Below are 23,506 nucleotides of genomic sequence, written 5' to 3' on the forward strand. Positions count from 1 at the left end.
ATGCCGACCGGCCTTTCGTTCGCGTCCCTCGGGACACGCAACAACGAACGGAAGGAACTCCCATGGGCCTGGATATGTACGCCTACGCCATCCCCGAAACCCCGGCTGCGCCGGTCGATTTCGATACTGATGCGCACAATGAACTGCACTACTGGCGCAAGCACCCGAACCTGCATGGTTGGATGGAAGCGCTCTACCGCCAGAAGGGCGGCAAGGATGACGTCTTCAACTGCGTCAACCTGCAGCTCACTTCCGAAGACCTCGACCGGCTCGAAGCCGATATCCGCGGCCGCAACCTGCCGCCGACATCCGGCTTTTTCTTCGGAGCCTCCGACGGCACCGAGCGCGCAGACGATCTGGCCTTTGTGAAGAAGGCGCGGGACGCCCTCGCTGACGGCATGACTGTCTTTTACACCTCGTGGTGGTAAGGCGTTCCGCGGCGGCCCGGGGGCCGCCGCGGTTCTGGTTTTTGGCGGCGCTCGCGGTGGCAATGCCCAGCAGCGCGGTGATGGTTCCTATCTGTTGCGAGAGGTACGGGTCCGGTCTCACGCCAGGGCACGAATCACCGCTATCTGGCAGCGGGCGCACCTGACTATGGCGTTTGTCATTTTCGATTGTGGGGCTGCGCAGCCTTTCCTTCGGCGGTGGAGCGGGGGGCATCTCACGGCACGTAGGATCTTTGCACCGCCGGTGGGTATCAGGCGGGGAAGGGTGTCCTTTGCCCCCTATGTTCATCAGTACGGCGTTGAGGCTCCAGACGTCTTGCCGCATTCATAGCCTGACGGCGTTCTTGGCGGATGGGCTGCTTTCTGCATGGGCGTGCCTTGCCGGATTGATGTTGCGCCTGACGCCCCGCTCATTCGCTGAGAAGGGATTTTCCTCGACAATAACCGCCACAGTCCTGATCGGGCGCGCCGCCGGTTCAAGGCCAAGCCCCTGCGGGGTGGCACGGGGGTATCCCCAACTTTCGCTCGCTGCGCTCCCTGCAAGCCGGGTGATTCCCCACCCCCGCACCAGCCATGAACCGCCCGCTTTTCCGCCCGCTCCTGAATGAGGCGTGTCGAGGAAAACCCATAGCGAAAGGAGCTACATCATGACACGCAACACCAACCTGACCCGCAAGCCCGCCCGTGAATTCACGCCCCCGGCCTATATCGCCTGGCACGTCGATGAGAAGGGCACCAAGAAGTACTGGACCCGCATCGGCGCCGCCTGGCGGCATCAGAAGGGCGAAGGCCTGACCCTCCAGCTCGACCTGGTCCCGGTCACCGGCGGCCGCATCGTCCTCCGCGTCCCGAAGGTCGATGACGCCTCTCCCGAAACCACCCACGAGGAGGTGGGCGCGTAAGCGCCCCCTCCCACCTGAAAGGAGACACGCCATGACACCCATGCGCCGTATCGAAGCCGCCCGCGCCGCGCTCGCCCGCGCGGCCTGGACGAGAGGGACCTCGCCCGCCTACGCCGAGGACCAAGTCATCGACCTGCTGGTCGATATCCGTCACCTCTGCGACGCCGCCGGGCTGGATTACACCCGCTGCAACTATCTGGCCCGCGGCCACTACCACCACGAAACCGGGGGCGCGTCATGACGCGCTCCCTTCAAAAATCCACCATCATCTGGCGCGGCTTTGAAATCGAAATCCGTTACGAGGCCACCTGGCTCTGCTGCGCGCAGGACGACCGCATTGGCCACTTGGCCATCAAAATGGTCGAGCCCGAGTCCATGCGGCTTCCGATTTCGCACACCGGGTACCGGTCGTATTTTGCGAACCCGGTCGAAGTCGACGCGGCCGGCGGACCGGTCGCGTTTGTCACGGATTGGCTGAACGAAGCCGCACAGGCACCAGCCTGGCAGGAACAGTCCCAGGACCCGCGGCAGTGCGCGCTCACCTGAGCGCGGCCGCGGCGCAAAACAAAGACGCGGACCTAACGGTCCGCGTCTTTGTTTTGTCGAAGAGGACGGAGGGTTACGCGCTGGCGACCATCAGCGTCTGGTCGTCAGCGCACATCAGGCGGGCCTCATGCTTCGCCCACGCCTTCAGGTCACAGTCCGGGCAGCTATAGCGCACGCGCTTGCCGCTCTTCTGCACGATCTCTGGCTCGGCTGCGCCCTCGCCTTTTGTGGCGGGGCGTGCCGCTGGCGGTGCTTCCTTCCAGATGATGGTGAAGCCCTTACCCAGCAGCCTGTCAGCGGCCTCGTCGAAGGGCCCGCCCTCGACAATCACATGGCTGACGGACTCGCCCGTCTCCTTGCCGCCTTCGGCGCCGTTGTCGGTGGGCTGAAGGCCGACCTTTTTCATCTGGTCGGCCCATTCGCGGTTGTGGTAGCGCCCGCGTCCCGGCTCGCCCTTATGGTGCTGCCAGAGATGCACCATCTCGTGAACTAGGGTCGCCAGAACCTCCTTGTACGGGCGATCCGTGAAGGTCGCCGGGTTCAGGGCGATCTCGTCGGCCATGCGGCCGTCCTCGTGCCTGAACCGCGCCCCGGCAAAGTACCCATAGGTCCCTTTGCGGCGCTGAAGGGTAATCAGCGCGTTCGGCAGCGTGCCGCCGAACAGCGCCTTGTTGAAATGATCATAAGCCTGCTGGAACCGGTCGTAGGTTTCCTTGGTGGGTTTGATCTGCAGCGTTGAGGGATCAAGAGCGGCATTCACAGTGGACCATCCTTTCCACCGGCTCTCTTCGTTTGGAATGCACATTACAAAGAGAATGAAGGTGCCGGTTGTTGATGGCTCTTTATGTAGACGGCATCGTCTTCCGCATTCCTCGTGCTTTCCTCGTTTCTGCTGCAGTTGAAAATGCAATGGCAGAGCGGTCATTCTGTCATTATGCTGCGATGTACATCTCAAATTAGCCCCGCCTCATGGCATAATTATAGAGAGGGGCAAAGGCGCAGTAGGGAAGAGTACAAGGTGTGCGCGGTACTACCGCGCTCACCTTGCCGGGGGAACTCTCCGGTTCCCCGCGGACCCCCTCAGGGCATCCCTAAAGCCGATGAGTCCGTCCTTGTGACGGCCTATGCGGCAAGGGATGCGGTCAGCCGCCTGCGGGCATCGAGCCCGCGCGGCTGAAGGCAACGTTTCGGCGTTGCATCCCGACCAAGGGAGACTGCGCTCTCCCTGGACCCATCGCGCAAAGGGGCTGGCCGCGCCCCCTTGCAACCCACGGCCGGGGCTGTCGCGCCCCGGACCACGACCGGTGTGTCGGCACCGGCTTCGAGCAAAAGGGAGACTTCGGCTCTCCCTTTGCAAACCCATCGACCGGGGAATGGCGCTCCCCGGAACCCTCGCAATTTGCGCGCGGGCGATGGCGGCGGCAGCGTCCCGATCACGGCTATGCGCGCGCGTGGAAAGCGCGCGGATCGGGGCGGCATTGCGACGCTATCGATGAGGCATGACGGAGAAGAAACGCGAAGCCCCGATCTCTTACCGGCCCCCGTATGAACTGCGGGAGCAGTTCCGGGCGCGGGTCGCCGACTCGGGGCTCTCCGTCAATGCCTTCATCACCGCGGCCGTGTTCGGCGATACTGCGCCGAAGCTTGCCCGCCGGACGTCCGCGCCGCGCGCGGACGTGGCCCGCCTGCTGGCCGAGACCGCGCTCTTGAACGAGCGCCTGAAGGGTCTCGCGGGCGATGCCGATCCGGCGCTGCTGGCGGACGCCGCGCGCGATCTTCGTGAAATCCGTGCCGCCTGTTTGAAGGCGCTGGGGCGATCACCATGAGGCTCACATGATCCCCAAGGGGAGCCAGCGCGGCGGCGGCAAAGACCTCGCCACCCATCTGCTGAACGCCTTCGACAACGAGTATGTCGAGGTGGCCGAGGTCTCGGGCGCGATTGCGCCGGATTTGCACGGGGCCTTCGCCGAGTGGGAGGCCATCGCCACCGGTCTCACCAAGTGCCGCAACTATCTCTACAGCCTCTCGGTCAATCCGGACCTCGGGCAGGGTCAGCTGTCGCGGGCACAGTACATGGATTATGTCGACCGGGTGGAGAAGGCGCTTGGCCTCGAAGGCCAGCCGCGGGCCATCGTCTACCACATCAAGGACGGCCGGGAGCATTGCCATGTCGTCTGGTCGCGCATCGACTACCAGACCGAAAAAGCCGTCCATCTCGCGTTCGACCGCGAGAAGCTGATGATGGTGACGCGGCAGTTCGCGCGCGAGCACGGGCTGGAACTGCCGGAGGGATATGGGCCATCGCGCTTTGACGAGCGGCGGCGGCAGACCTCGCTCTATGAGCGGGCGCAGGAGCGGGTCACCGGCATCAGCAAGCAAGAGCGCGCGGCGCAGGTCACGCAGGCCTGGGCGCAGAGTGATACCCCGAAGGCCTTTGTCCGGGCGCTCGAAGACCTCGGCTATATGCTGGCGACGGGCTACCGGCCTTATGTGCTGGTCGACATCTATGGCGGGAAGAATGCGCTACCCAAGCTGATCGACGATCGCAGCGTGCGCACCAAGGATATCCGTGAATTCCTTGCCAAGGATTTTCCGCCGGAGTCGCTGCCCACCGTGGACGAGGCGAAGGCGCTGGTGGCGCAGCACCGCAAGGCGCGCGAGCAGTTCGCCAAAGCGCAGGAGGATAGAAAGCAGGATGAGGCGCTCGCGCGGGCGCAGGCGGCGCGGCGGGAGAAGGTAGAGGCCGAGCGCGCGGCGATGCTGGCGCGTCAGGAGCAGGAGCATGAGCGTGAGTCGCTCGCCCGGGAGCAGTTGGCGGCGCGGCAGGGGCTGCGGGCCTTGTATCTGGCGGAGGTGGCGCGGGTCAGGCAGCAGCGTGATGAGGCGCGGCCCACGGGGCTGGCTGCGTTCCTGGGGCGCGTGACTGGCGTGTCGGCGATCATTCACCGGGTGCAGCGCTACAAGGATGCGAAGAGGTATCTAGCGTTCCGGGAGACTAAGCAGGGGCTTGCGGCAGGGCAGAGAGATGAGGCCGCATCGCTGCAGCACCGGCACACGCTGCAGGCGCTTGATATGAACCGGGAGGTTAAGGCACTCGCAGCCGTCGAGGCGCGGGAGCGGAAGGCGCTGGCGGAATCCCGTTTGCGCGAGCGGCGGATCGTGAGCCGCGGCGAGAACGGGCATATGCCGGCGCTCGCGCCCGGCTTGAAGCCGCGCGGGCGCGGGGCGGCGGTGCGCCGTGCTAAAGACAGATATCGGGACCGGTCCGGGCGCGACGAACGGGTCAATCCGGAGCGGGTCATCCAGCAGCAAGAGCGTGCCGAAGAGCGCGTCATGCGCGCGCAGATCGCGCAGGAGGAACAGCGTCAGGCGCCGGAGATCGACCTGACGGACGCGCACCGGGAAGCACGGGAGCGGCAGCATCCCTGGAAGAAGGTCGATCTCGCGGAGGAATTTGCGAAAGCGGCGGCTGACGGGACGGGCGGCGAAGGCGGCGGGGATGATGGAGCGCCCGCGCCGCGGATATCGCGGGCGGAGCGACCGAGCGAGCGGGCGCGCACGAAGCGGCGGGGACGGGATGATGATTTTGAGCGGGAGCGGTAAGGAAAGTTGGCCGCCCGGCAGGCAACGCAGTGCCGCTTGTTGACCGGGCCTGCCGTCAGGATGAGCATGTCGCCAAAGATGGCGGGGGGATGGATGAGCGAGGATTTCGATAAGGAACGGCTGGCGGCGCTGGCGGCGCGCCGGGCGGCGGAATTTGAGGGGCCGGATCACCGGAGTCTGGAGGCGCGTTACGGGCCCGGGTCGTTCGGGTGTCATGAAGCTCTGCATGTCACCAACCTTGTGGTTGAATTGATGGAGCGGGAACTGGCGGGGCATGGCGCGGTGCTGCTGGATGCCTTCTGGTACGGCAAGGTGCGTGAGGCGCAGGCGCTTCTTTACAGCGCCTACAGTCAGGTGGCGCAGGTTCATCTGGCAGCGCCGTTGCCGGAAGAAGAGTCTTTGGACAGCGGCAGTGCGCACTAAAGGCAAATCCCCGGCGCTTACGAGTCGGCTTGGCAGCTGATCGCGGTCGCACGCGCAATGGCCGCGCACGCGGCTTCGACTTCACGGGCGCGGGTCAGCGGGTCATGGATATCGAGGGCGCGGCGGAAGCGGGTTATCACGGAAGTGCGGTCGGCATTGCGTTCAAGATAGGTCAACGCCTGCTGGACCTGCGGGCAAGTCCTCAGGTCGAGATCGATGCAGCGCTCTGCGGCTTCGATGCAGATACGCAGCGCCTCCTTGCGGTAAGAGCGGTCCCGGGCACTGTCCGCCCACATGCCGAAATAGGCCACTTTGTCGTCTTTGCTGCTTGAGAACATATATAGAACATAGCTTAGAGCCGGTGACAGGGCCAAGGAGGACGTATTCCTAGGGCGCGTGGGGCGCGTCCTTTCGGATCAGGCTCTACGGTCCGCTTCCGCCTAAGCTACAGCGCGACCCCCGAGCCCTGCATCGCCCGGGCTTTGCAGGGTCTCGGCCCATGCGGGTGACGATCCTTCGCGCGCACTCAGGAGGGCTCGGGAGCCCACCACCAAAGCAGGCCTTGGCTTCGGCTGTTTCCGCCGTCGCCCCTCAGCTGGTGAGGGCGACGGACGGCTCCAGACGAAGCAGGCATTTCGCAGCTGGACCAATTCAAAGATTGGCCAGCGCGGTTGTCTTGCTCTAGGGCAGGAAGTCGAAACTGGCTGGGGGGTCGTTCTGCGCCAGACAGCGCGCGCGCAGCGATGCATCGGCGCCGGCATAACCTGCCTTCAAAAGTAGACGCTGTTCGTCCTCGGAGAACGGGTTGAGCCGGGTCCGCATAGAAGCGGCCTCTGCGGCCTCTTCAGCGGAGATCAGCAAAGCGTCCGGCAGGGCATACATCGTGGACGCCGTATCGATGCTCCAATAAGCAACCTGCCGGTCTCCCCGATTGGCCATTCCGAACAGGATACGACGCCTTGAATTCTCCGCTTGCTGCTGGATGAGAGCGAGAGTGCGAAACAACTGACCGATCCAGCGTCCGGTCGGACGGCCAACTTCGGGGATCGTGCGACCGGCATTGCTGACCAGAATGGTCCGGCACCGCTTCCAGACGCGTTCGAGCCCGAGATTATCGTAGACGCCGCCATCCGCAAGAACAGCGGTGGTGATGAACGGCTCCCGATGCAGGTCGGCCCCGGCAGTGGACTTCACGGTTTCGCCGGACAGGTCGATGCGCACTGGTGACAGGATCGGAGGGAATGCCGAGGACGCCGCTACGACCCGCGCCAAGGGGATTGCCGGACGGTCTATCAATCCCACACGGTAATCAGCCGCGTAGCTTTTGGCGAACCGCCAGCCGCTGCCGGTTTGCAGGTTCGTCGCCATGAAGGTGAAGCGCGGGGTATCTGTGATGTCCTGTAAGCACGCACCGTGAAAGAGATGGCGATCGTAGGCGCGGACAAGGCTGTCAGCCGCGCTGCACCCCGGTAGAAGGCCGTAGAGCACAGCCTTGATATCGATGCCTGCCCGCGCGAACCGCAGCAGGGGTGAAACGAACAGCTCGTCGAGATTGACCGCGCGGCCGTTAGTGTCAAAACGCAGTTGCGACCAGCGCAGGGCCAGAAGCCCGGCTGTGATCGAGCCGCCGGAGACGCTCGCAACCTCGGCCAAACGGGGGAGGAAACCGAGCTCGTTCATGCGGATGATTGCGCCGACATGATAGATCATGGCGCGGTAGCCGCCGCCTGAAAGGCAAAGGCCTATCGTGTCGTCGAGCTTGCGGGCCTGCAGGAAATCGCCCTCCGCAGCGTTTGCCGCAAAGAGGCTCTGAATGTCCTGCGCCGCGGCGTGATCATTCATGGCGTATCTCCTGCGGGCGCGGTGATGCCTCGTCCCGCAAGCAGTACGCTGAGCTGTCCGCCGTCGCCTGCAATCGCCATAAGGGCCGGGACGCCCTCGCTCTCCAGCTCTTCAGTGAGCCAGCACAGCTGCTTGATGTCCGTAACGCTGGGCCGCGTTGATGAGCCTCGCGGGTGGGAATGCCATTCACCGACATAGCGCACCTGGTGGAGTGAGCGCGCCGCCGCTTGCTCGGCCGCGGCGGCGAGCCCTGCAACGCCGCGCTCAAAGGCGGTGACGCTCCCAGAGCTGTCCGCCGGTGCCGGCAAGGCCGAGACGATGTGTACGGAGCGGCGGCTTGTGTCGGTGATGCCGAGCAGCACGCCGCCGGTTTCATGTGGCAGGCGTTCTGCCCGTAATCCCGCGATCTGTCTGGCGAGCCCGTCATCATAAGTGACGGTCCAGTTGCCAAGTGTGATGTTCTGCACCGGCAGCGGCGTTAGTTCCGCGAGGCTGACCGTCCGGTTGTCGGCGAGGGTCCAGATGCGCACGGCTGCATCATCCGCTGCGAGCGAATCGATGATGGCCTGCGAAGCGATCGCGCTCATCAGAGCGGCGCGCGCGGCCGGGATGCGGTTGGTGGCAGCCCGGCAGGAGCCGCTATAGCGCACGCCGGCTTCTGCCTGCAGGTGCTGCGCCAGCTGCTGATCGGTCTGAACGAGCCGGTGATATTGCGCTTCAAGATCGCGCAAGGTGATCGAGTGATCAGCCCCCTCGGCAAGAAGCACCACCGCTGTCCCGGCCGGATTGAAAAACACGGACAGACGGCGCGCGCCGGGGCGCGGCAGGTCGGCGATGTGCCGCGAAACGGCGACGGAGGCTGATGCGTCGATGATGATCTCGGCAGCATTGACTGCCGCGTCCATACCCTCCCTCATATCCGAAGGCGGATGGAGAATGTTGGCCTTGTAAAAGGTGACCGACTCATCAAGCAACCCATGGAGGCGGTTCGCAAGACCGACGACCTTGGGCCTACCCACATCAATCGGGTAGAGCGCGTGGCGGGCGAGGTTGTGCGGCATCAGACTGTCGGGATCGATGATCGTCCACTGGAACCGGCCTTCGCGGGCAAGGTTGATCGCCAGCTGCGATCCCAGTGATCCCGCGCCGACCTGTACGCAGCGGCGCATGTCGGCCTGGGCCTGTCCGCTGATCGCGGCACCGAGAGCGCGGTCAAATGCGAGATGGACGTCTGCGGGTGAGATGGCGAGGGCGGGAACATCCGCCCTGGCAGCCGCGCCGACCGTTTGCACATAGCCGCTGCCTGATCCGACATTACTGTCGTTGCGCGCCAGCACGCCGAGGGCGTCGCCTACATCACCGGCGCAGTCATGGGTGATAAAAGCGCGCAGGTCTTCGGCCTGACGGCCATCATCACCCGTGACGGGGAAGGCGACGACGAGGGCGATACGCGCCTGCTGGCGGCGGACGGCTGCGGCATCAAGCCCCGCCCAGGCGATGAGCCGCGCGCGGAGCTCGGCATTCAGGTCTATGCCGCAGCCCTGCAGCTGCAGCCCGAGCTTCTCGAGGGTCTGTGGAGCGAACTGCAGGCGCTGCATGCCCTGCGGCGCGGCACGCAACGGAATGACCACGAACTGCGGATCAGGGCCGGTACGGTCCTGCCTGACAAACTCGGTGACAATGATCGTTTCTTGTTCACTGCGGAGATGGCCGACCAGTTCGGGGGGCTGTTCAGCAGGCGTGAGGGCCGCGGCGGGCAAGATGATGGTTGCCGGGCTGCGGAAGAAAAGCGGCTCCAGCGGTTGCGCCGTATCGTGAAGTTCGCCGCGGGCCGCCTTAGCGAGCCAGAGCTGAATACGGCGGATAAAGTCAGCCGGTGTGAAGGTCAGCCGCGCTTCCGCCCAAGGACGGTCGTCGATGCAAAGGGCGCGCGGCATGTCGTCCGGCGACCAGTTCTGGTGCATGGTGTCAGGGAAATCATCCCGCAAGGCGAGAACGGACGGCTGCGCGTCACTCGCCCCGAAGATGACGGCCACCGGTTCCACGCTGCGGATCGGGGCGGCCAGGTCTTGCGGCCGTTCCACCTCGATGTCGAGTTGGAGCGCGGCCAGGGCCCCGTCTTCGGATTGCCGCGCGCCCGCCAACGAAACGGAGGGCGCATGGCCAGAGGCGACATACGCGACGACCGTCCGGGCGATATCGAGTTCAACAGCATCCGGTGAGACCGGCTGTCCGAAAGTCTCCCACCAGGGATGCAGAGCCTTTGTCATCATCAGCCCGCCCGGGCCGGCGTGGAGATGATGCTGGCAGCACCGGCCACCGCCGAGACGGTCAGGAGCTGCGCGCCGCGGCTCGTCACCTCGATGCTCAAAGGCTTGGGCTTGGACGTCGAAGGCGATTCCATCGTCACCTTGAAGGTCCCGTCAGCGCGACGCGCGACCGCCTTGTAGTAGTTGCCCGCCTGCCGGTGGGGAGGCTGGACGTCCTCGTCCTCGTCCGTGCCCTTGAGGGGCATGGGCTTGCTGGTCGACACCATGATGTGGCGCTCGCGGCCCTGCGTCTCGCACAGCCATTCGACGTGCTCGGTGGGCTCGGTCTCATCCTCGCCCTTGATCCAGCCGATCGCTGTGTAAGAGCAATGATGAGGGACCTTAAAAATGTCCCAGAGCAGACGGTCCTCGCGCCCGTGGCGCTTGGTGGTGATCACCATCTGATCAATGGAGTCGGCGTGGATGTCGGACATGAACAGCGCGTAGGTCTCGCGGCCGCCTTCGAGGAAGGTGGCCTGGAAGACGACGCTGTCCTGATTCCGGTCAACTATCCCGTTCTCATCCTGACGCCAGCCGAAAGGGCTGTGAATGAAGAATTCAGCCTGCTCCGGCCCGTACTTCGAGAAGCCGGGGACAACCTGGCCCGCGTCGGTGATGAGGTGAGCCCGCGACTCCAGCGACAGGCCCTGCTTCGCCAGCCAGTCGGCCAACTTCTTCGGCCGCGAGAAAACGCGAATGCCGGAGCCCTGCCGCAACCTGTGCCGTGCCTCCTGCCTGATGATCCGGGCGCTGTCCTCGCAGCCATCTTCGAGGATGGCGGCGGCGGGCACCCACATCTCCTTGATCTTGATGCGGCCCTCGCCCTGATACTTCGCAGCGTGTTCGAGCCAGAAGAAATCGCCTGCGCCGCAGCAATGGTCGTCATCCAGATGCGTAAAGCAGACGACGTCGTAGGTGTCCCGCCCGGCAGCCCGCAGGTCCGTCTTCAGCTCCGCGGGAAGGTCGATCCGCTTGTCGTAGGGGTCGTTGTCGTTGCGCATATTGGCGTAGTCGACGAGCATCTTCTTGCCGTCGGCAAAATCGATCCGGGTACAGTCGGCATTGCCGAGAGGGTGGAAGGTCAGCTTGGCAGTCATTTTGATCTCCTGTGGTCCGCAGCTCTGCCGGGACGATTCGGTGTTGGTCGCGGCAGGGCCGAGCGGTCCAACGGGCAAAAGCTCCCGATTTCAATTGACCACGGCCTGCTGATGAGATAAGAAACTATACGCGTCGAGTTTCGATGTCAATATAGTTTCTATACCCTTTTTGGTGAGCGCAATGGATCATGAGAACCCCGGCATCCGGTGGGGGGTGGAGCAGCGGCTCGAATTCATCGAGTTCCGCCTCTTTTGGGAGGGCGGGGTGAATCGGTCCGACATCATCGATGTGTTCGGTGTGTCAGTGCCGCAGGCCTCGAAGGACCTCTCGCTGTACCAAGAGCGCGCACCGGGTAACGTCGCCTACGATAAGAGCGCCAAGCGGTACGTCGCGGCCAAGGAATTCGAACCGCGCTTCCTAAAACCTGATCCGGACGCTTACCTGTCGAGGCTGCGCTCGCTCGGCGAAGGACTTGCTATGCCGGTCGAGTCTTGGATCGCCAATCCTCCCCAGACGGATATCGCCATAACACCCAAGCGGGACATCAATACTGATGTGCTGCGCGCTGTGCTCGAAGCCGTCCGGGACCGGCGGTCAATCGAAGTCCTGTATCAATCAATGAGTAAACAGCGGCCCGATCCGGTATGGCGCCGCATCACGCCGCACGCGTTCGGCTATGACGGCTTTCGCTGGCACGCCCGCGCGTTCTGCCACATCGATCAGAAGTTCAAAGACTTTCTGTTGCCGCGTGCGCTCAAAGCGCGCGCCCCCGGCGAGCCCGGCGCAGCGGGCGATAAGGACAGTCTGTGGCAAGAGCATTTTGATTTTGAAATCGTGCCCCATCCTGATCTGACGCCCAGCCAGCAGAGTGTTGTTGCCAAAGATTATGGAATGACAGATGGGAAGTGCGTCCTGACAGTTCGATACGCCATGCTCTTTTATGTTCTTCGCCGGCTGGGCTTACTAGGCGATGCTGCAAAAGAACCAGCAAGGCGGCAACATATTGTTGTTTCAAGCCGCAGTGATGTGCAAACTGCGCTGGCGCGCGCGGAATTCATTGAAAACAATACGGAAAATGCTGTAGGCGCGCAGGGGTAGTCATGGTTCGGCTTGAGGACATCAAGGGGGGAGCGTTTGTACGCGGTGTAGTGCCGCGGCAGCCTGTCCAAATCATATCGGTCGACTGGATTGGCCAGCAGGCCGTCAACGTCGTATTTCGGGACCAGAACGGTGCCGTTGCCGAAGGCACGCTGTATCGCGACGATGAGCATCGTCTTGAACTAGACGCGCGCGGTCGGCTCTGGTCGTTTGACGCCGACGGCGGCCTCCTGCGCCTTGTCACCGAAGCCAACCGGATCAAACTTGCTCACTATTTTGATCCCTATCTGGCCGTTCACACGAGCCTCGTTGATCCGCTGCCGCACCAGATATCAGCTGTGTATGGCGAGATGCTGCCCCGCCAGCCGCTGCGGTTCCTGCTCGCCGACGATCCGGGTGCAGGCAAGACCATCATGGCTGGCCTGCTCATTAAAGAGCTTATCGCTCGCAGTGATCTGGAGCGCTGTCTTGTCGTTGCACCGGGCAGCCTTGTCGAGCAGTGGCAGGACGAGCTGGGAGAGAAGTTCTCCCTCGAATTCGACATCCTGACGCGGGATATGATCGAGACGTCACGGTCGGGCAATCCGTTCAATGATCATAACCGCCTGATCGTCAGGCTGGATGTACTGGCCCGGAATGAGGAGCTTCAGGAAAAGCTGCTGAAGTCCCAGGAATGGGACCTGATCATCTGCGATGAAGCGCACCGTATGGCTGCCACTTATTTCGGTGGTGATGTGAAGTACACGAAGCGGTATCAGGTCGGACAAAGGCTCGGTCAGATTTGCCGCCATTTGCTGCTCATGTCGGCAACGCCACACAACGGAAAGGAAGAAGACTTCCAGCTGTTTATGGCGCTGCTTGACGGCGACCGGTTCGAGGGGCGCTTTCGCGATGGCGTCCACTATGCCGACACAGCTGACATGATGCGGCGCCTCACAAAAGAGGAGCTGTTGCGGTTTGACGGTCGACCCCTCTTTCCTGAACGCCGAGCCTACACCGTAAAATACGAACTCTCTCCCAAGGAAGCCGCTCTTTACAGCGCGGTCACAGAGTACGTTCGGACAGAGATGAACCGCGTGCTGCGGTTTGCCGATGGCGATAACAAAAAGCGCAATAACGTCGGCTTCGCGCTGCAGATTTTGCAGCGGCGGTTGGCATCGTCACCGGCGGCTATCTATCAGTCACTCAAGCGCCGGCGGGAGAGGCTGGAGAATGAGCTTGCCGAGGCGCGGCTTGCGGCCCGCGGCCGTCCGAGCGGCACAATCGCCGAGACCGGAGTCAGCAACGAAGTCCTGCGCAACATCGAAGAGTACGGTCAGGAAGAGGTCGATGAGCTGGAGGATATCATTTCCACCGGCGCGACCACGGCGGAAACAGTCGATCAGCTCGCAATCGAAGTCGAAACGCTGAAGGGCCTGGAGCAGATGGCGTTGGGCGTTCTGCGATCAGGCGAAGACACCAAGTGGACGCAGCTTAATCGCATCCTCGACGATGACCTGATGATCGATCCTCAGGGCAACCGTCGCAAGCTCATCATTTTCACTGAACCCAAAGACACACTGCATTACCTTGTCGACAAGGTGAGATCACGGCTTGGCAATCCCGAAGCCGTGGATGTCATTCATGGCGGCGTGACGCGCGAGGAGCGCCGCAAGGTCATCGAGCGGTTCATGCAGGACCGCGATATGGTGGTCCTGATTGCCAATGATGCTGCCGGCGAAGGTGTGAACCTCCAGCGCGGGCACCTGATGGTCAACTACGACCTCCCCTGGAACCCGAACAAGATCGAGCAGCGCTTCGGGCGCATCCACCGTATCGGCCAGACCGAGGTGTGCCACCTTTGGAACATTGTGGCCGCGGATACGCGAGAAGGCGAGGTTTATGCCCGGCTTCTTGAGAAGCTCGAAGCCGCCCGCGAGGCGCTTGGCGGCCGGGTGTACGACGTTCTCGGCGAACTGTTTGAGGGCGTTGCCCTCAAGGATTTGCTCTTTCAGGCGATCCAGTATGGCGAGCAGGAGGATGTCCGCGCGCGGTTGTTCAAGCAGGTCGATGGGGCCGTGGATCAGCAGCACCTGCTGGAGCTGTTGAAGCGGCGCGCCCTCACTAACGACACTATGCCGGAAGCCAAGGTGCAGGAACTCCGCCTGGAGATGGAGCGGGCGGAGGCGCAGCGTCTGCAGCCGCATCATGTCCAGAGCTTCTTCGTCGAAGCCTTCCAGCATCTCGGGGGGCGTCTGAAAAAGCGCGAGGGAGGGCGCTGGGAGATCACCCATGTGCCTGTCCGCATCCGGGAGCGCGACCGCCAGATGGGGAGCGGCGCGCCCATCCAGAAGAAGTACGAGCGCATCTGCTTTGAGAAGAACGCCATCAACCAGCAACCCGTCGCCACGTTCGTGTGCCCGGGCCATCCGCTTCTGGAAGCCGTCATCAGCATTATCCGTGAGGACTACGACCAGCTCATGAAACAGGGCGCGGTCCTTGTCGATGAAACGGACCTGGGGACTGACCTCGCGGCGATATTCCTGCTGGAGCATAGCGTTCAGGACGGGCGCCTCACCAGCACGGGCAAGCCGCACATCATCTCGCAGAAGCTGCAGTTCGCTGCCGTCGACAAGCAGGGACGCACGACAAACGCCGGTATCGCGCCTCATCTCAATCTCCGTCCGGCGACACCGGACGAGATAGCGCTGGTCAAGGATTGCCTCGACGAGCCCTGGCTTACCGCCGACCTGGAAAGGACTGCCGTGCAGTTCGCAACCGTCGAACTCGCGCAAGGCCACGTTGCCGAGGTCAAAGCGCGACGCATTCCCGAGATCGACAAGGTCGAGCAGGAAGTGAAGGCGCGGCTCAAGAAGGAGATCAACTACTGGGATAGCCGTTCGTTTGAGCTGAAAGAGGAAGAAAAAGCCGGCAAGAAAACGCGGCTGAACTGGCAGAACGCCGAGCGGCGCGCCGAGGATCTCGCCGAGCGGCTTAAGCGCCGACAGATGCAGCTGGAGCAGGAGAAGTTCATCTCCTCGCAGCCCCCGCGCATGAGAGGCGGGATGGTGGTGATACCGCGCGGCCTTCTCGCCGCGCGTGGTTCGGTCACGCCGCAGAACGGGTCAGCGCCGACAGGATTCGCAGAGGACCCTGCAGCCCGGCGGGAGATCGAGTTGCTGGCGATGGAAGCGGTCATGGCGGCCGAGCGCGCCCTCGGCAATTCGCCGAGCGACGTGTCAGCCCAGAAGATCGGATACGACATCGCATCACTCGCAGCCAACGGCGAGCATTTGAGATTCATCGAAGTGAAGGGCCGGATCGATGGAGCGGACAGCATCATGGTGACGCGGCAGGAGGTCATCACCTCGCTGCATGAACCGGACAAGTTCATTCTCGCAGTCGTTCAGGTCGAAAACGGGTTTGCCCGCGAGCCCCGCTACATCCGCCGGCCGTTCTCGCAGGAGCCGGAGTTCGGGATAACGGCGATCCAAGTCAATCTTAGCGGCCTGCTGGCCCGGGCGGAGGCTCCTGAATGAAAGTCACGAAGGCGCTGATCATCGCCGATCCTTGGATCGGGTACATTCTGGACGGTTCTAAGACCTGGGAGATGCGGTCGACCGGCGCGTCCCATCGCGGCTGGTTCGGGCTGATCCGCAAAGGTTCGGGCGCGGTCTATGCCGCCGCGCGGCTGGCCGATGTCGGTGCGCCGCTCTCTTCCGCCGAAATGATCGCGAGCTTCGATAAGCACCGCATCCCGGAGGAAATGATCCGTTCCGGTGCAGTCGAAAAGTGGAATACCCCATGGAAGCTGGCCGACATTCGCCGCTTCCGTAAGCCCGTACCGTACCGCCACAAGAGCGGTGCCGTGACGTGGGTTCATCTGGACGAGGATGTTTCCCGCGCGATTGCGATCGAGCTTGGTTCGGAAGTGGGCACAGAAAGCCTCTCGGTCGTGACATCCGTCTCCCCGCCGAAGCAGCAGAAAACACCAAGCTCCCCAATTCTAGCCACCAGAGTCGAGTCATCGAAGACCGCAGGTGCGCTGCTCGGCGAAGTTAAACTCACGGCGGGCAATATCCGCAATAGCCACATCTACCTGCGCGATCTGTTCGATCGTTTCCCTGAGGAAGCCGTCGGGGGATCGAACCGGCACGAGAAGGCGGCGCGCGAGGTCATTGTCGATTGGGGCGGCGCGTCCCCGGCGCAAACTGATCTCGATGGGTCGAAGAAGCTCTTCCGGTCCCGCGGTTGGATCAGGACATTCTTCGAAGCCAACGATGCATCCGCAGGGGACCGTGTGCAGGTACAAGAGACAGGGCCTTACAGCTACCGCGTCCGGGTCAAGAAGAGGGGCGGGGCACGCTGATGACTCCTTTCTCGCAGTTCGCCATCCTGGCGCCCGTTCCGCTGGAGCATCTCCAGTCCGGGAAAGTCATTGCTGAAACCGAAGGCTTCGTCGCGTTCGGCTCCCGCAAGTGGGAGCTCTTCCGCAAGGTGGATGAACTGCGCGGCGGCGCGCCCGTGCCTGTTCTCATCTATCCGTCGCACGAGGATGTGCCCGCCAAAGACAGCTACATCGTGTCGTGGTTCGGCCTGTATGTCGGCTCTCAGGAAAGTAGCAACGGCACTCATCCGCTAGGCATGAAGCACCGTTCGCCAACGACTGGCCAGTATGGTGCCGACAATAAGGGGCACTGGGCCGTTTTCTGGCACGTCAAAGACCTGGCGGAACTGCCTCAGGGCCAAAAGATGCCGATTTCGGCGCTGCAGACCGTCAAGGGCGGCTGGCGCAAAGACAAACCTCCCAGAGGGCCTGAGCTCGTTGCCATGCCCTCAACAATTCAATTTCAGGTGTAGATGATGACCAAGCCCTACAAGAAGAAACTGATCGAAGTTGCGATCCCGCTAGAGGCGATTAACGCGGCGTCAGCCTATGAAAAAATGCCTGGGATTGGAGCACATCCTCGCGGGTTGCATCAGTATTGGGCACGGCGCCCGCTTGTGGCGAGCCGAGCCGTTTTGTTCGCGCAGTTGGTAGATGATCCCTCGTCGCGGGTTGATGAACTGCTGGCAGATGTGAAACTCCAGAGGCAAGCCGAGGCGCAGCTGCCCGGGCGGGTGGCGGCCTGGGAAAAGAGCAAGGCTACGGCACAAGGCGCGGCGGCGAATGCGTCTAAGCCAACGCTTGAGGACGTGGTAGTCGAGCTTGAACGGAAGCGGCTCTTCGCCATCATCGAAGACCTAGTGAAGTGGGAGAACTCGACGAACGAGGAGGTGCTAGAACGCGCCCGCGCTGAAATCAGGCGCAGCTGTGGCGGCGAGTTACCACCCATATATGACCCTTTTTCGGGCGGCGGGTCGATCCCGCTCGAGGCGCAGCGCCTGGGCCTGCCCGCTTACGGCTCTGACCTCAATCCTGTGGCCGTGATGATCGGCAAAGCGATGATCGAAATCCCACCGAGATTCAAGGACATACCCCCCATACACCCTGGTATCAAGGAGCGTTCGTTCTATCGCAACGCAGAAGGACTAGCCGAGGATGTGAAATACTACGGCGAATGGATGCGCGAGAAGGCTTGGGAGCGTATCGGGCACCTATATCCCCAGATTGATCTGTCGAAAAAGTATGGTGGCGGTAAAGCGAAGGTGATCGCCTGGATATGGGCTCGGACAGTACCGAGCCCCGACCCGGCTTTTTCGGACGTGCAGGTCCCGATTGCGTCAAGCTTCTTGCTTAGTTCCAAGGTCAATGAGGAGTCGTGGATCGAACCCATAGTCGACCGGCAGGCAAAAACGATCACATACACCATTAGGCACGGCGGAGACAAAGCTGAAATTGCAAGTGCAAAGGAAGGTACCAAGGCCGGCCGGGGAGCAAATTTTCGTTGCCTCATTTCTGAGACCGCGATTACTCCCGAATACGTAAAACGTATGGGCCGAGATGGCAAAATGGGACAAACCCTGATTGCCATCGTCGCAGAGGGCAAAAGGACCCGCGCCTACGTTCCTCCGAACCAGGAACATGCTGCCATCGCGACTTCCAAAAAGCCTGACTGGAAGCCGCAGACAGTCCTACCAAATGATCCGCGCAATTTCTGGACCGTGGATTACGGTCTGACTACATTCGGCGACTTGTTCACTGATCGTCAGTTAGTTGCGCTAACAGAGCTAAGTGATCTGGTGCTTGAAGCGCGCACTCACATCGAGGCGGATGGAAGGGTTTCAGACCTCATCGACGATCCCCGACCGCTTCGCGACGGCGGCAAAGGCGCCAAAGCCTATGCTGAAGCAGTGAGCGTCTACCTGCAGTTCGCAGTTGACAGATGCGCAGATTTTTCTAATGCAACAGTTCGCTGGAATCCAAGTAATCAGAAGGTAATGAATCTTTTTGCCCGACAATCTATCCCGATGTCGTGGGACTTTGGTGAAGCGAATATATTAGAAGAGGTCGTAGGTGGCTTTCAACCGGCGTCTGCATTTATCTCGAAGTGCATTGAAACCTTGGTTCCAGGGAATGATGGATTCTTATGCTCGCATGATGCACAGACAGTCAATTATCCAAAAAATGTCGTCATCTCTACGGATCCGCCATATTACGACAATATTGGCTACGCCGATCTTTCGGATTTCTTTTTCGTTTGGCAGAGACGTGGCCTGAGTGCCGTCTACTCCGACCTTTTTGGCATTCTTGCGACACCAAAAACAGAAGAGCTCGTTGCAACGCCCTATCGACACGGCGGAGTTCAGTCTGCCGAAGCATTCTTTCTTAATGGAATGAGGGCTGCGATCAAAAACTTCTGTGTACAATCGGATTCCGAAATCCCCGCAACTATATATTATGCATTTAAGCAAAGTGAGATCGAAAAGGAGGGTATCAGCTCCACGGGATGGGCTACGTTCCTTCAGGCGGTGGTAGAAGCTGGCTACTCTGTCGTTGGTACTTGGCCTATTCGTTCCGAGCAGACGCATCGAATGATTGCAGCAGGCACAAACGCCTTGGCGAATTCTGTCGTACTGGTTTGTCGAAAGAAACAAGAAAGTGCTGAGGTCATGACCCGTGCCGAATTTATACGGGCTCTAAAACGCGAGCTCCCCCCGGCCATCGCCGAACTTCAGGCCGCTAACATCACCCCGGCCGACATGCCGCAATCGGCCATCGGCCCCGGTATGGGCGTCTTTTCTCGCTACAAAGCAGTTCTAGAATCCGATGACAGACCGATGACGGTGAAGGCGGCTCTGCAGCTGATCAACCGCGAGCTCGATGAATACCTAGGAGGCATCCAAGGCGAGTTCGACGCCGACACCCGGTTTGCCATCACTTGGTTTGAACAGAATGGCATGAAGGCGGGCGATTATGGGATCGCCAATAATATTGCCACGGCACGCGGCATTTCGGTCGAAAGCGTGAAGCACGCTGGAATAGTCGAGAGTGCTGCGGGCAAAGTGCGCGTTCTCAGGCGTGATGAGCTTGAGGCTGACTGGAACCCCGAGACCGACACACACCTCACGATCTGGGAGTGCCTTCAACATCTGGTCCGGCTGCATGAGAAGGATGGCATCTCTCACAGCACCGCACTGGTGCTGAAGAAGATCGGTGATAAGGCGGAGGCAGTTAAAGACCTTGCATACTGTCTCTACGACATCTGCGCCAATAAGCGGCAGGATGCCAAAGAAGCCACGGCCTACAACGCTCTGATCGCGGACTGGACCGAGCTTACGCGGGAGGCAGCAACAATCCATGATACGCGCGGCGACGGCCAGACGCGTCTGAATTTCTAAGGGGGCGCGATTTATGGCTAAGAGCACACGTCAGCATGTTTTCGAAGGCATGGAATTGTTGCCGGAGGGGCTAGTCCCCTTCGTTGAGAAGCGACTGGAAACGGCGCTAACCGGGCATTGGCAGGTTGAAGTCGTCCAGCGGGTTCAGGGGTTGAAACCCAACAGCCAGGGCACGGCGATAGCGTGGGATCAGCAGGGCCTGCTCAAGGCGATGATGGCGTTCTGGAAGGACGCCTTCGCGACCGTATTGGGCCATCCTGAACGCTCTTACGTTTCTGAGCTTCTCGACGTCCGGAATAAGCTCGCGCACAACGAAAACTTCACATACGACGATGCTGAACGTGCTCTGGACACCATGCGCCGCTTGCTGGAAGCCGTGAGCGCCGGCGAGGTAGCGGAGAAGATCAGCGCATCACGAGACACCATCCTGCGGACCAAGTACGCAGAGCTTCAACGCAATGAGGAGCGCCGGAAGACACAGCGCAGTGAGATATCGGTTGAGACCGTGGCCGGGCTGATGCCGTGGCGGGAGGTCGTGGAGCCACACCAAGATGTGGCCACAGGCGAATTCCAACAGGCCGAATTCGCAGCCGATCTTGCAAAGGTCCACAATGGCAGCGCGCCGTCCGAATATCGCAATCCCCGAGAGTTCTTTGCGCGGACCTATCTGACGGAGGGCTTGAGTAACCTGTTGATGGGCGCAGCCAAGCGGCTCTCAGGGGCTGGTGGCGACCCGGTTGTCGAATTGCAGACCAACTTCGGCGGCGGCAAGACACATTCCATGCTGGCGCTCTACCACATGGTCAGTGGCACGCCTGTCAGCGATCTCCCGGGGCTGGACCAGCTCTTGTCGCGCAACGGTCTGACCGTACCTGCGAAAATCAACCGCGCGGTGCTCGTGGGTACATCGCGCGGTCCGCAAGACATCATCAGCCTCGAAGGCGGCAGAAAAATCCGCACGACGTGGGGCGATATGGCGTGGCAGCTTGGCGGTGCCGAAGTCTTCGACATGATTGCTGAGAACGATGCGCGTGGCATCGCGCCGGGTTCGAACGTGCTCGAAGCCATATTCAAGAAGTGCGCGCCGTGCCTCATCCTGATCGACGAATGGGTTGCCTATCTCCGCCAGATTTACAAGGTGGAGGGTCTGCCCTCAGGGACTTTCGACGCCAATCTGTCATTCGTCCAGGCTCTGACTGAAGCCGTTAAGGCCAGTCCGGGTACGCTTCTTGTTGCCTCGCTGCCCGCTTCGCAAATCGAGGTCGGCGGCGAAGGAGGGCATGAGGCTTTGGCGCGCCTCAAGCAGACATTCAGCCGTGTTGAGTCATCCTGGCGCCCGGCATCGCAGGAGGAAAGCTATGAGATCGTTCGCCGACGTCTCTTCAAGGAGATTCCGGGCGATAAGTTTCATCACCGCGACAACACGCTGAAACAGTTCGCAAAACTCTATCGTGAGAACGCGAATGACTTCCCGCAGGGGTGCGCGGATGAAGACTATCGCCGCAAACTCGAAAAAGCATATCCGATCCATCCAGAGCTGTTTGACCAGCTGTATACGAGCTGGGGCTCGCTCGAAAAATTCCAGCGGACCCGTGGCGTATTGCGACTTATGGCTCAGGTCATCCACGAGCTGTGGATGGGCAATGACCCCTCGGTCATGATTATGCCCGGCAGCGTGGCAATCAGCTCGGCGCGCGTAGAGCCGGAGCTGCTTCACTATCTGGACACTAGCTGGCAATCCATCATCGCGGGCGATGTCGATGGCATTACATCGACGCCCTACAAAGTCGACCAATCAGCACCGAACCTGAACCGGTATTCGGCAACGCGCAGGGTTGCGCGCGCAGTGTTCATGGGAACAGCGCCGACTCACAGCCAGGAAAACAAAGGACTCGATGACAAGCAGATCAATCTAGGGGTCGTGCAACCGGGAGAGCGCCCGGCGATTTTTGGTGACGCCCTCCGGCGCCTGACCAATCAGGCGAAGTTCATGCACAGCGACCTAGGCCGCTACTGGTACTCCATGTCTGCCAGCCTTAACCGGATGGCTGCCGACCGTGCGGGGCAACTGGAAGAGGCGCTTGTGTTGATGGAAATCGACAAGGCGCTTGTCGGCTACATCAATGGCCTGGGAGATCGTGGCCTTTTTGACGCTATCCAGATTGCGCCGGGTAGCTCTTCGGATGTTCCAGATGAGCGCGGCGGTGTTCGCGCGGTGATCCTTGGCGTTGCGCACTCTCATACAGGGCGTGACGGCTCGGATGCCCATACGGAGGCCAAGGATATCCTGATGCAGCGTGGCAGCACGCCGCGCGTCTACCGGAATATGCTCGTGTTTTTAGCAGCCGAGCAGCGCCAGCTCGATAATGTGAAATCGGCTATGCGGTCAGCCCTCGCCTGGGCTGAAATTGTGAAGCAGACCGATCGACTCAATCTGACACAAAGCGACGAAGCTTTAGCCAAGTCGAAGGTCGCCGAGGCGAATGAGACACTTAGAACCCGCATGAAGGAAGCATGGTGCTACCTGCTGTATCCTGTTCAAGACAGTGCGCAAGCCGACCTAACATGGACCTCCGCGAAGATACCGGCACAGGACGGATTGCTATCTCGCGCGAGCAAAAAGTTAGTCAGCGACGAAGGACTATTCCCGGAGTTCGGCCCGGCGCGCCTGGACCGCGAACTTCAGAAATACATCTGGAACGGCAAATCCCATCTCCCTTTGAAAGATCTCTGGGAGTATCTTAACCGCTATACATACCTGCCTAGGTTTCAAAATCAGCAAGTCCTGGTAAAGGCGGTTCAGGCGGCAATTTCGGGGATGCTGCCAGGCCCATTTGCTTATGCCGAGCGTTGGGACGAAGCAGCGCAGACCTACCATGGCTTGGCAATCGAGAAAGCAGGGAACGTCCCCGTCGTCATCGATAGTGAGAGTGTCATCATCAAACCCGATGTTGCGCTCAGTAAACTTGTTGTTCCGAAAACGGCCGCGCCACCTAGCGCTGATGACTTGGTCGACGGTCAGACAATTGAAGGCGGATCGGCTGGTCCGACTGGGGGTTCCGGCGGCACACCTGCACCTGCACCCGAAAAGCTGCCCACAAGGTTCGTCGGTACAGTGATGATCTCGTCGGAGCGTCCGGCCAGAGAGATTCACCAGATTGTCGAGGCGATTGTGGAGCAACTCACAACAATGCCGGGCAGCGATGTCTCGCTGAAGCTGAAAATTGATGCCGAGATTCCGGGGGGGATGGACCGCGCGAAGGTGCGCACTCTCATGGAGAATGCGACGACGCTCGGCTTCATCGACAAGGTCGTGAGCTAGCCAAAATGAGCCACGAAATCGGTAAACCGTGGTCACAATATCAGCAGGTCATCGTTGAGACCTACGCGGCCGTTAAAGCGGGAAAGAGTTCCCGCGTCCATGTCCGCCCAGTTGCGGGGCAGCCCTTTCCGACGACGATGGATGTCGAGTGCTCCC

At 61.3% G+C, this 23,506-nt stretch carries 18 protein-coding genes; 13 read left to right on the forward strand and 5 right to left on the reverse strand.

Features of this window, described 5'->3' with window-relative positions; all coding sequences use genetic code 11:
• The first annotated feature begins 62 nt into the window (after window positions 1-62).
• The 4 genes from IEV58_RS04380 (at window position 63) to IEV58_RS04395 (ending at window position 1,894) form a co-directional block, all read left to right on the forward strand.
• Window positions 63-428 (forward strand): phosphoglycerate kinase, encoded by a 366-nt coding sequence (locus IEV58_RS04380; RefSeq protein ID WP_188408453.1) that lies wholly within the window; start codon window positions 63-65, stop codon window positions 426-428.
• A 665-nt stretch (window positions 429-1,093) separates the two neighbouring features.
• Window positions 1,094-1,348 carry a hypothetical protein gene (locus IEV58_RS04385; protein ID WP_188408454.1) on the forward strand — a complete coding sequence of 85 codons (255 nt, stop codon included), beginning with the start codon at window positions 1,094-1,096 and terminating at the stop codon, window positions 1,346-1,348.
• A 31-nt stretch (window positions 1,349-1,379) separates the two neighbouring features.
• Window positions 1,380-1,589, forward strand: coding sequence for a hypothetical protein (locus IEV58_RS04390; protein ID WP_188408455.1), 210 nt, complete (start codon window positions 1,380-1,382; stop codon window positions 1,587-1,589).
• Window positions 1,586-1,894: a hypothetical protein gene (locus IEV58_RS04395; protein ID WP_188408456.1), complete on the forward strand. Its 309-nt coding sequence runs from the start codon at window positions 1,586-1,588 to the stop codon at window positions 1,892-1,894. The genes IEV58_RS04390 and IEV58_RS04395 overlap by 4 nt, the downstream gene beginning before the upstream one ends.
• 73 nt (window positions 1,895-1,967) lie before the next feature.
• Here IEV58_RS04395 and IEV58_RS04400 read toward each other — a convergent pair whose 3' ends face one another.
• Window positions 1,968-2,819 (reverse strand): SprT-like domain-containing protein, encoded by an 852-nt coding sequence (locus IEV58_RS04400; protein ID WP_229729178.1) that lies wholly within the window; start codon window positions 2,817-2,819, stop codon window positions 1,968-1,970.
• Between the two features lie 574 nt (window positions 2,820-3,393).
• Here IEV58_RS04400 and IEV58_RS04405 point away from each other — a divergent pair.
• The 3 genes from IEV58_RS04405 (at window position 3,394) to IEV58_RS04415 (ending at window position 5,920) form a co-directional block, all read left to right on the forward strand.
• On the forward strand, window positions 3,394-3,720 hold the full coding sequence (locus tag IEV58_RS04405; protein WP_188408457.1) for a hypothetical protein: 327 nt from the start codon (window positions 3,394-3,396) through the stop codon (window positions 3,718-3,720).
• Window positions 3,721-3,727: 7 nt separating this feature from the next.
• Window positions 3,728-5,497, forward strand: a complete 1,770-nt coding sequence (locus IEV58_RS04410; RefSeq protein ID WP_188408458.1) for a relaxase/mobilization nuclease domain-containing protein — start codon at window positions 3,728-3,730, stop codon at window positions 5,495-5,497.
• Window positions 5,498-5,590: 93 nt separating this feature from the next.
• A complete protein-coding gene (locus tag IEV58_RS04415) occupies window positions 5,591-5,920 on the forward strand; it encodes a hypothetical protein (RefSeq protein ID WP_188408459.1) in 330 nt (109 codons plus the stop codon).
• 17 nt (window positions 5,921-5,937) lie between these two features.
• Here the strand turns inward: IEV58_RS04415 and IEV58_RS04420 are convergent, their stop codons facing one another.
• The 4 genes from IEV58_RS04420 to mblB all read right to left on the reverse strand — a co-directional run bounded on the left by IEV58_RS04420 (window position 5,938) and on the right by mblB (window position 11,168).
• Window positions 5,938-6,231 carry a hypothetical protein gene (locus tag IEV58_RS04420; protein ID WP_188408460.1) on the reverse strand — a complete coding sequence of 98 codons (294 nt, stop codon included), beginning with the start codon at window positions 6,229-6,231 and terminating at the stop codon, window positions 5,938-5,940.
• A 370-nt stretch (window positions 6,232-6,601) separates the two neighbouring features.
• The gene (locus IEV58_RS04425) at window positions 6,602-7,762 is read right to left on the reverse strand and encodes a patatin-like phospholipase family protein (RefSeq protein WP_188408461.1); all 1,161 of its coding nucleotides are present in this window, start codon (window positions 7,760-7,762) and stop codon (window positions 6,602-6,604) included.
• The gene (gene cap2-3, locus IEV58_RS04430; RefSeq protein WP_188408462.1) at window positions 7,759-10,035 is read right to left on the reverse strand and encodes an anti-phage 6A-MBL system cap2_3 protein; all 2,277 of its coding nucleotides are present in this window, start codon (window positions 10,033-10,035) and stop codon (window positions 7,759-7,761) included. Before cap2-3 ends, IEV58_RS04425 begins: the two co-directional genes overlap by 4 nt.
• Complete coding sequence (gene mblB / locus IEV58_RS04435; RefSeq protein ID WP_188408463.1) at window positions 10,035-11,168, reverse strand: anti-phage 6A-MBL system MBL-fold protein; 1,134 nt, start codon at window positions 11,166-11,168, stop codon at window positions 10,035-10,037. Before mblB ends, cap2-3 begins: the two co-directional genes overlap by 1 nt.
• 181 nt (window positions 11,169-11,349) lie before the next feature.
• Here mblB and IEV58_RS04440 point away from each other — a divergent pair, with 181 nt between their 5' ends.
• From IEV58_RS04440 to IEV58_RS04465, 6 genes are read left to right on the forward strand one after another with little or no spacing between them, the layout of a single operon-like run.
• Window positions 11,350-12,267 (forward strand): helix-turn-helix transcriptional regulator, encoded by a 918-nt coding sequence (locus IEV58_RS04440; protein ID WP_188408464.1) that lies wholly within the window; start codon window positions 11,350-11,352, stop codon window positions 12,265-12,267.
• A 2-nt stretch (window positions 12,268-12,269) separates the two neighbouring features.
• Window positions 12,270-15,785, forward strand: a complete 3,516-nt coding sequence (locus IEV58_RS04445; RefSeq protein WP_188408465.1) for a DUF8742 domain-containing protein — start codon at window positions 12,270-12,272, stop codon at window positions 15,783-15,785.
• A complete protein-coding gene (locus IEV58_RS04450; protein WP_188408466.1) occupies window positions 15,782-16,615 on the forward strand; it encodes an ASCH domain-containing protein in 834 nt (277 codons plus the stop codon). The genes IEV58_RS04445 and IEV58_RS04450 overlap by 4 nt, the downstream gene beginning before the upstream one ends.
• A complete protein-coding gene (locus tag IEV58_RS04455) occupies window positions 16,615-17,106 on the forward strand; it encodes a hypothetical protein (RefSeq protein WP_188408467.1) in 492 nt (163 codons plus the stop codon). The genes IEV58_RS04450 and IEV58_RS04455 overlap by 1 nt, the downstream gene beginning before the upstream one ends.
• Window positions 17,107-20,028, forward strand: a complete 2,922-nt coding sequence (locus IEV58_RS04460; RefSeq protein ID WP_229729179.1) for a DUF1156 domain-containing protein — start codon at window positions 17,107-17,109, stop codon at window positions 20,026-20,028. It begins immediately after the preceding gene.
• Between the two features lie 13 nt (window positions 20,029-20,041).
• On the forward strand, window positions 20,042-23,350 hold the full coding sequence (locus tag IEV58_RS04465; protein WP_188408468.1) for a DUF499 family protein: 3,309 nt from the start codon (window positions 20,042-20,044) through the stop codon (window positions 23,348-23,350).
• Window positions 23,351-23,506: the final 156 nt, after the last annotated feature.

It is taken from the genome of Agaricicola taiwanensis, from assembly GCF_014635245.1.
Taxonomy (GTDB): Bacteria; Pseudomonadota; Alphaproteobacteria; order Rhizobiales; family Methylopilaceae; genus Agaricicola; species Agaricicola taiwanensis.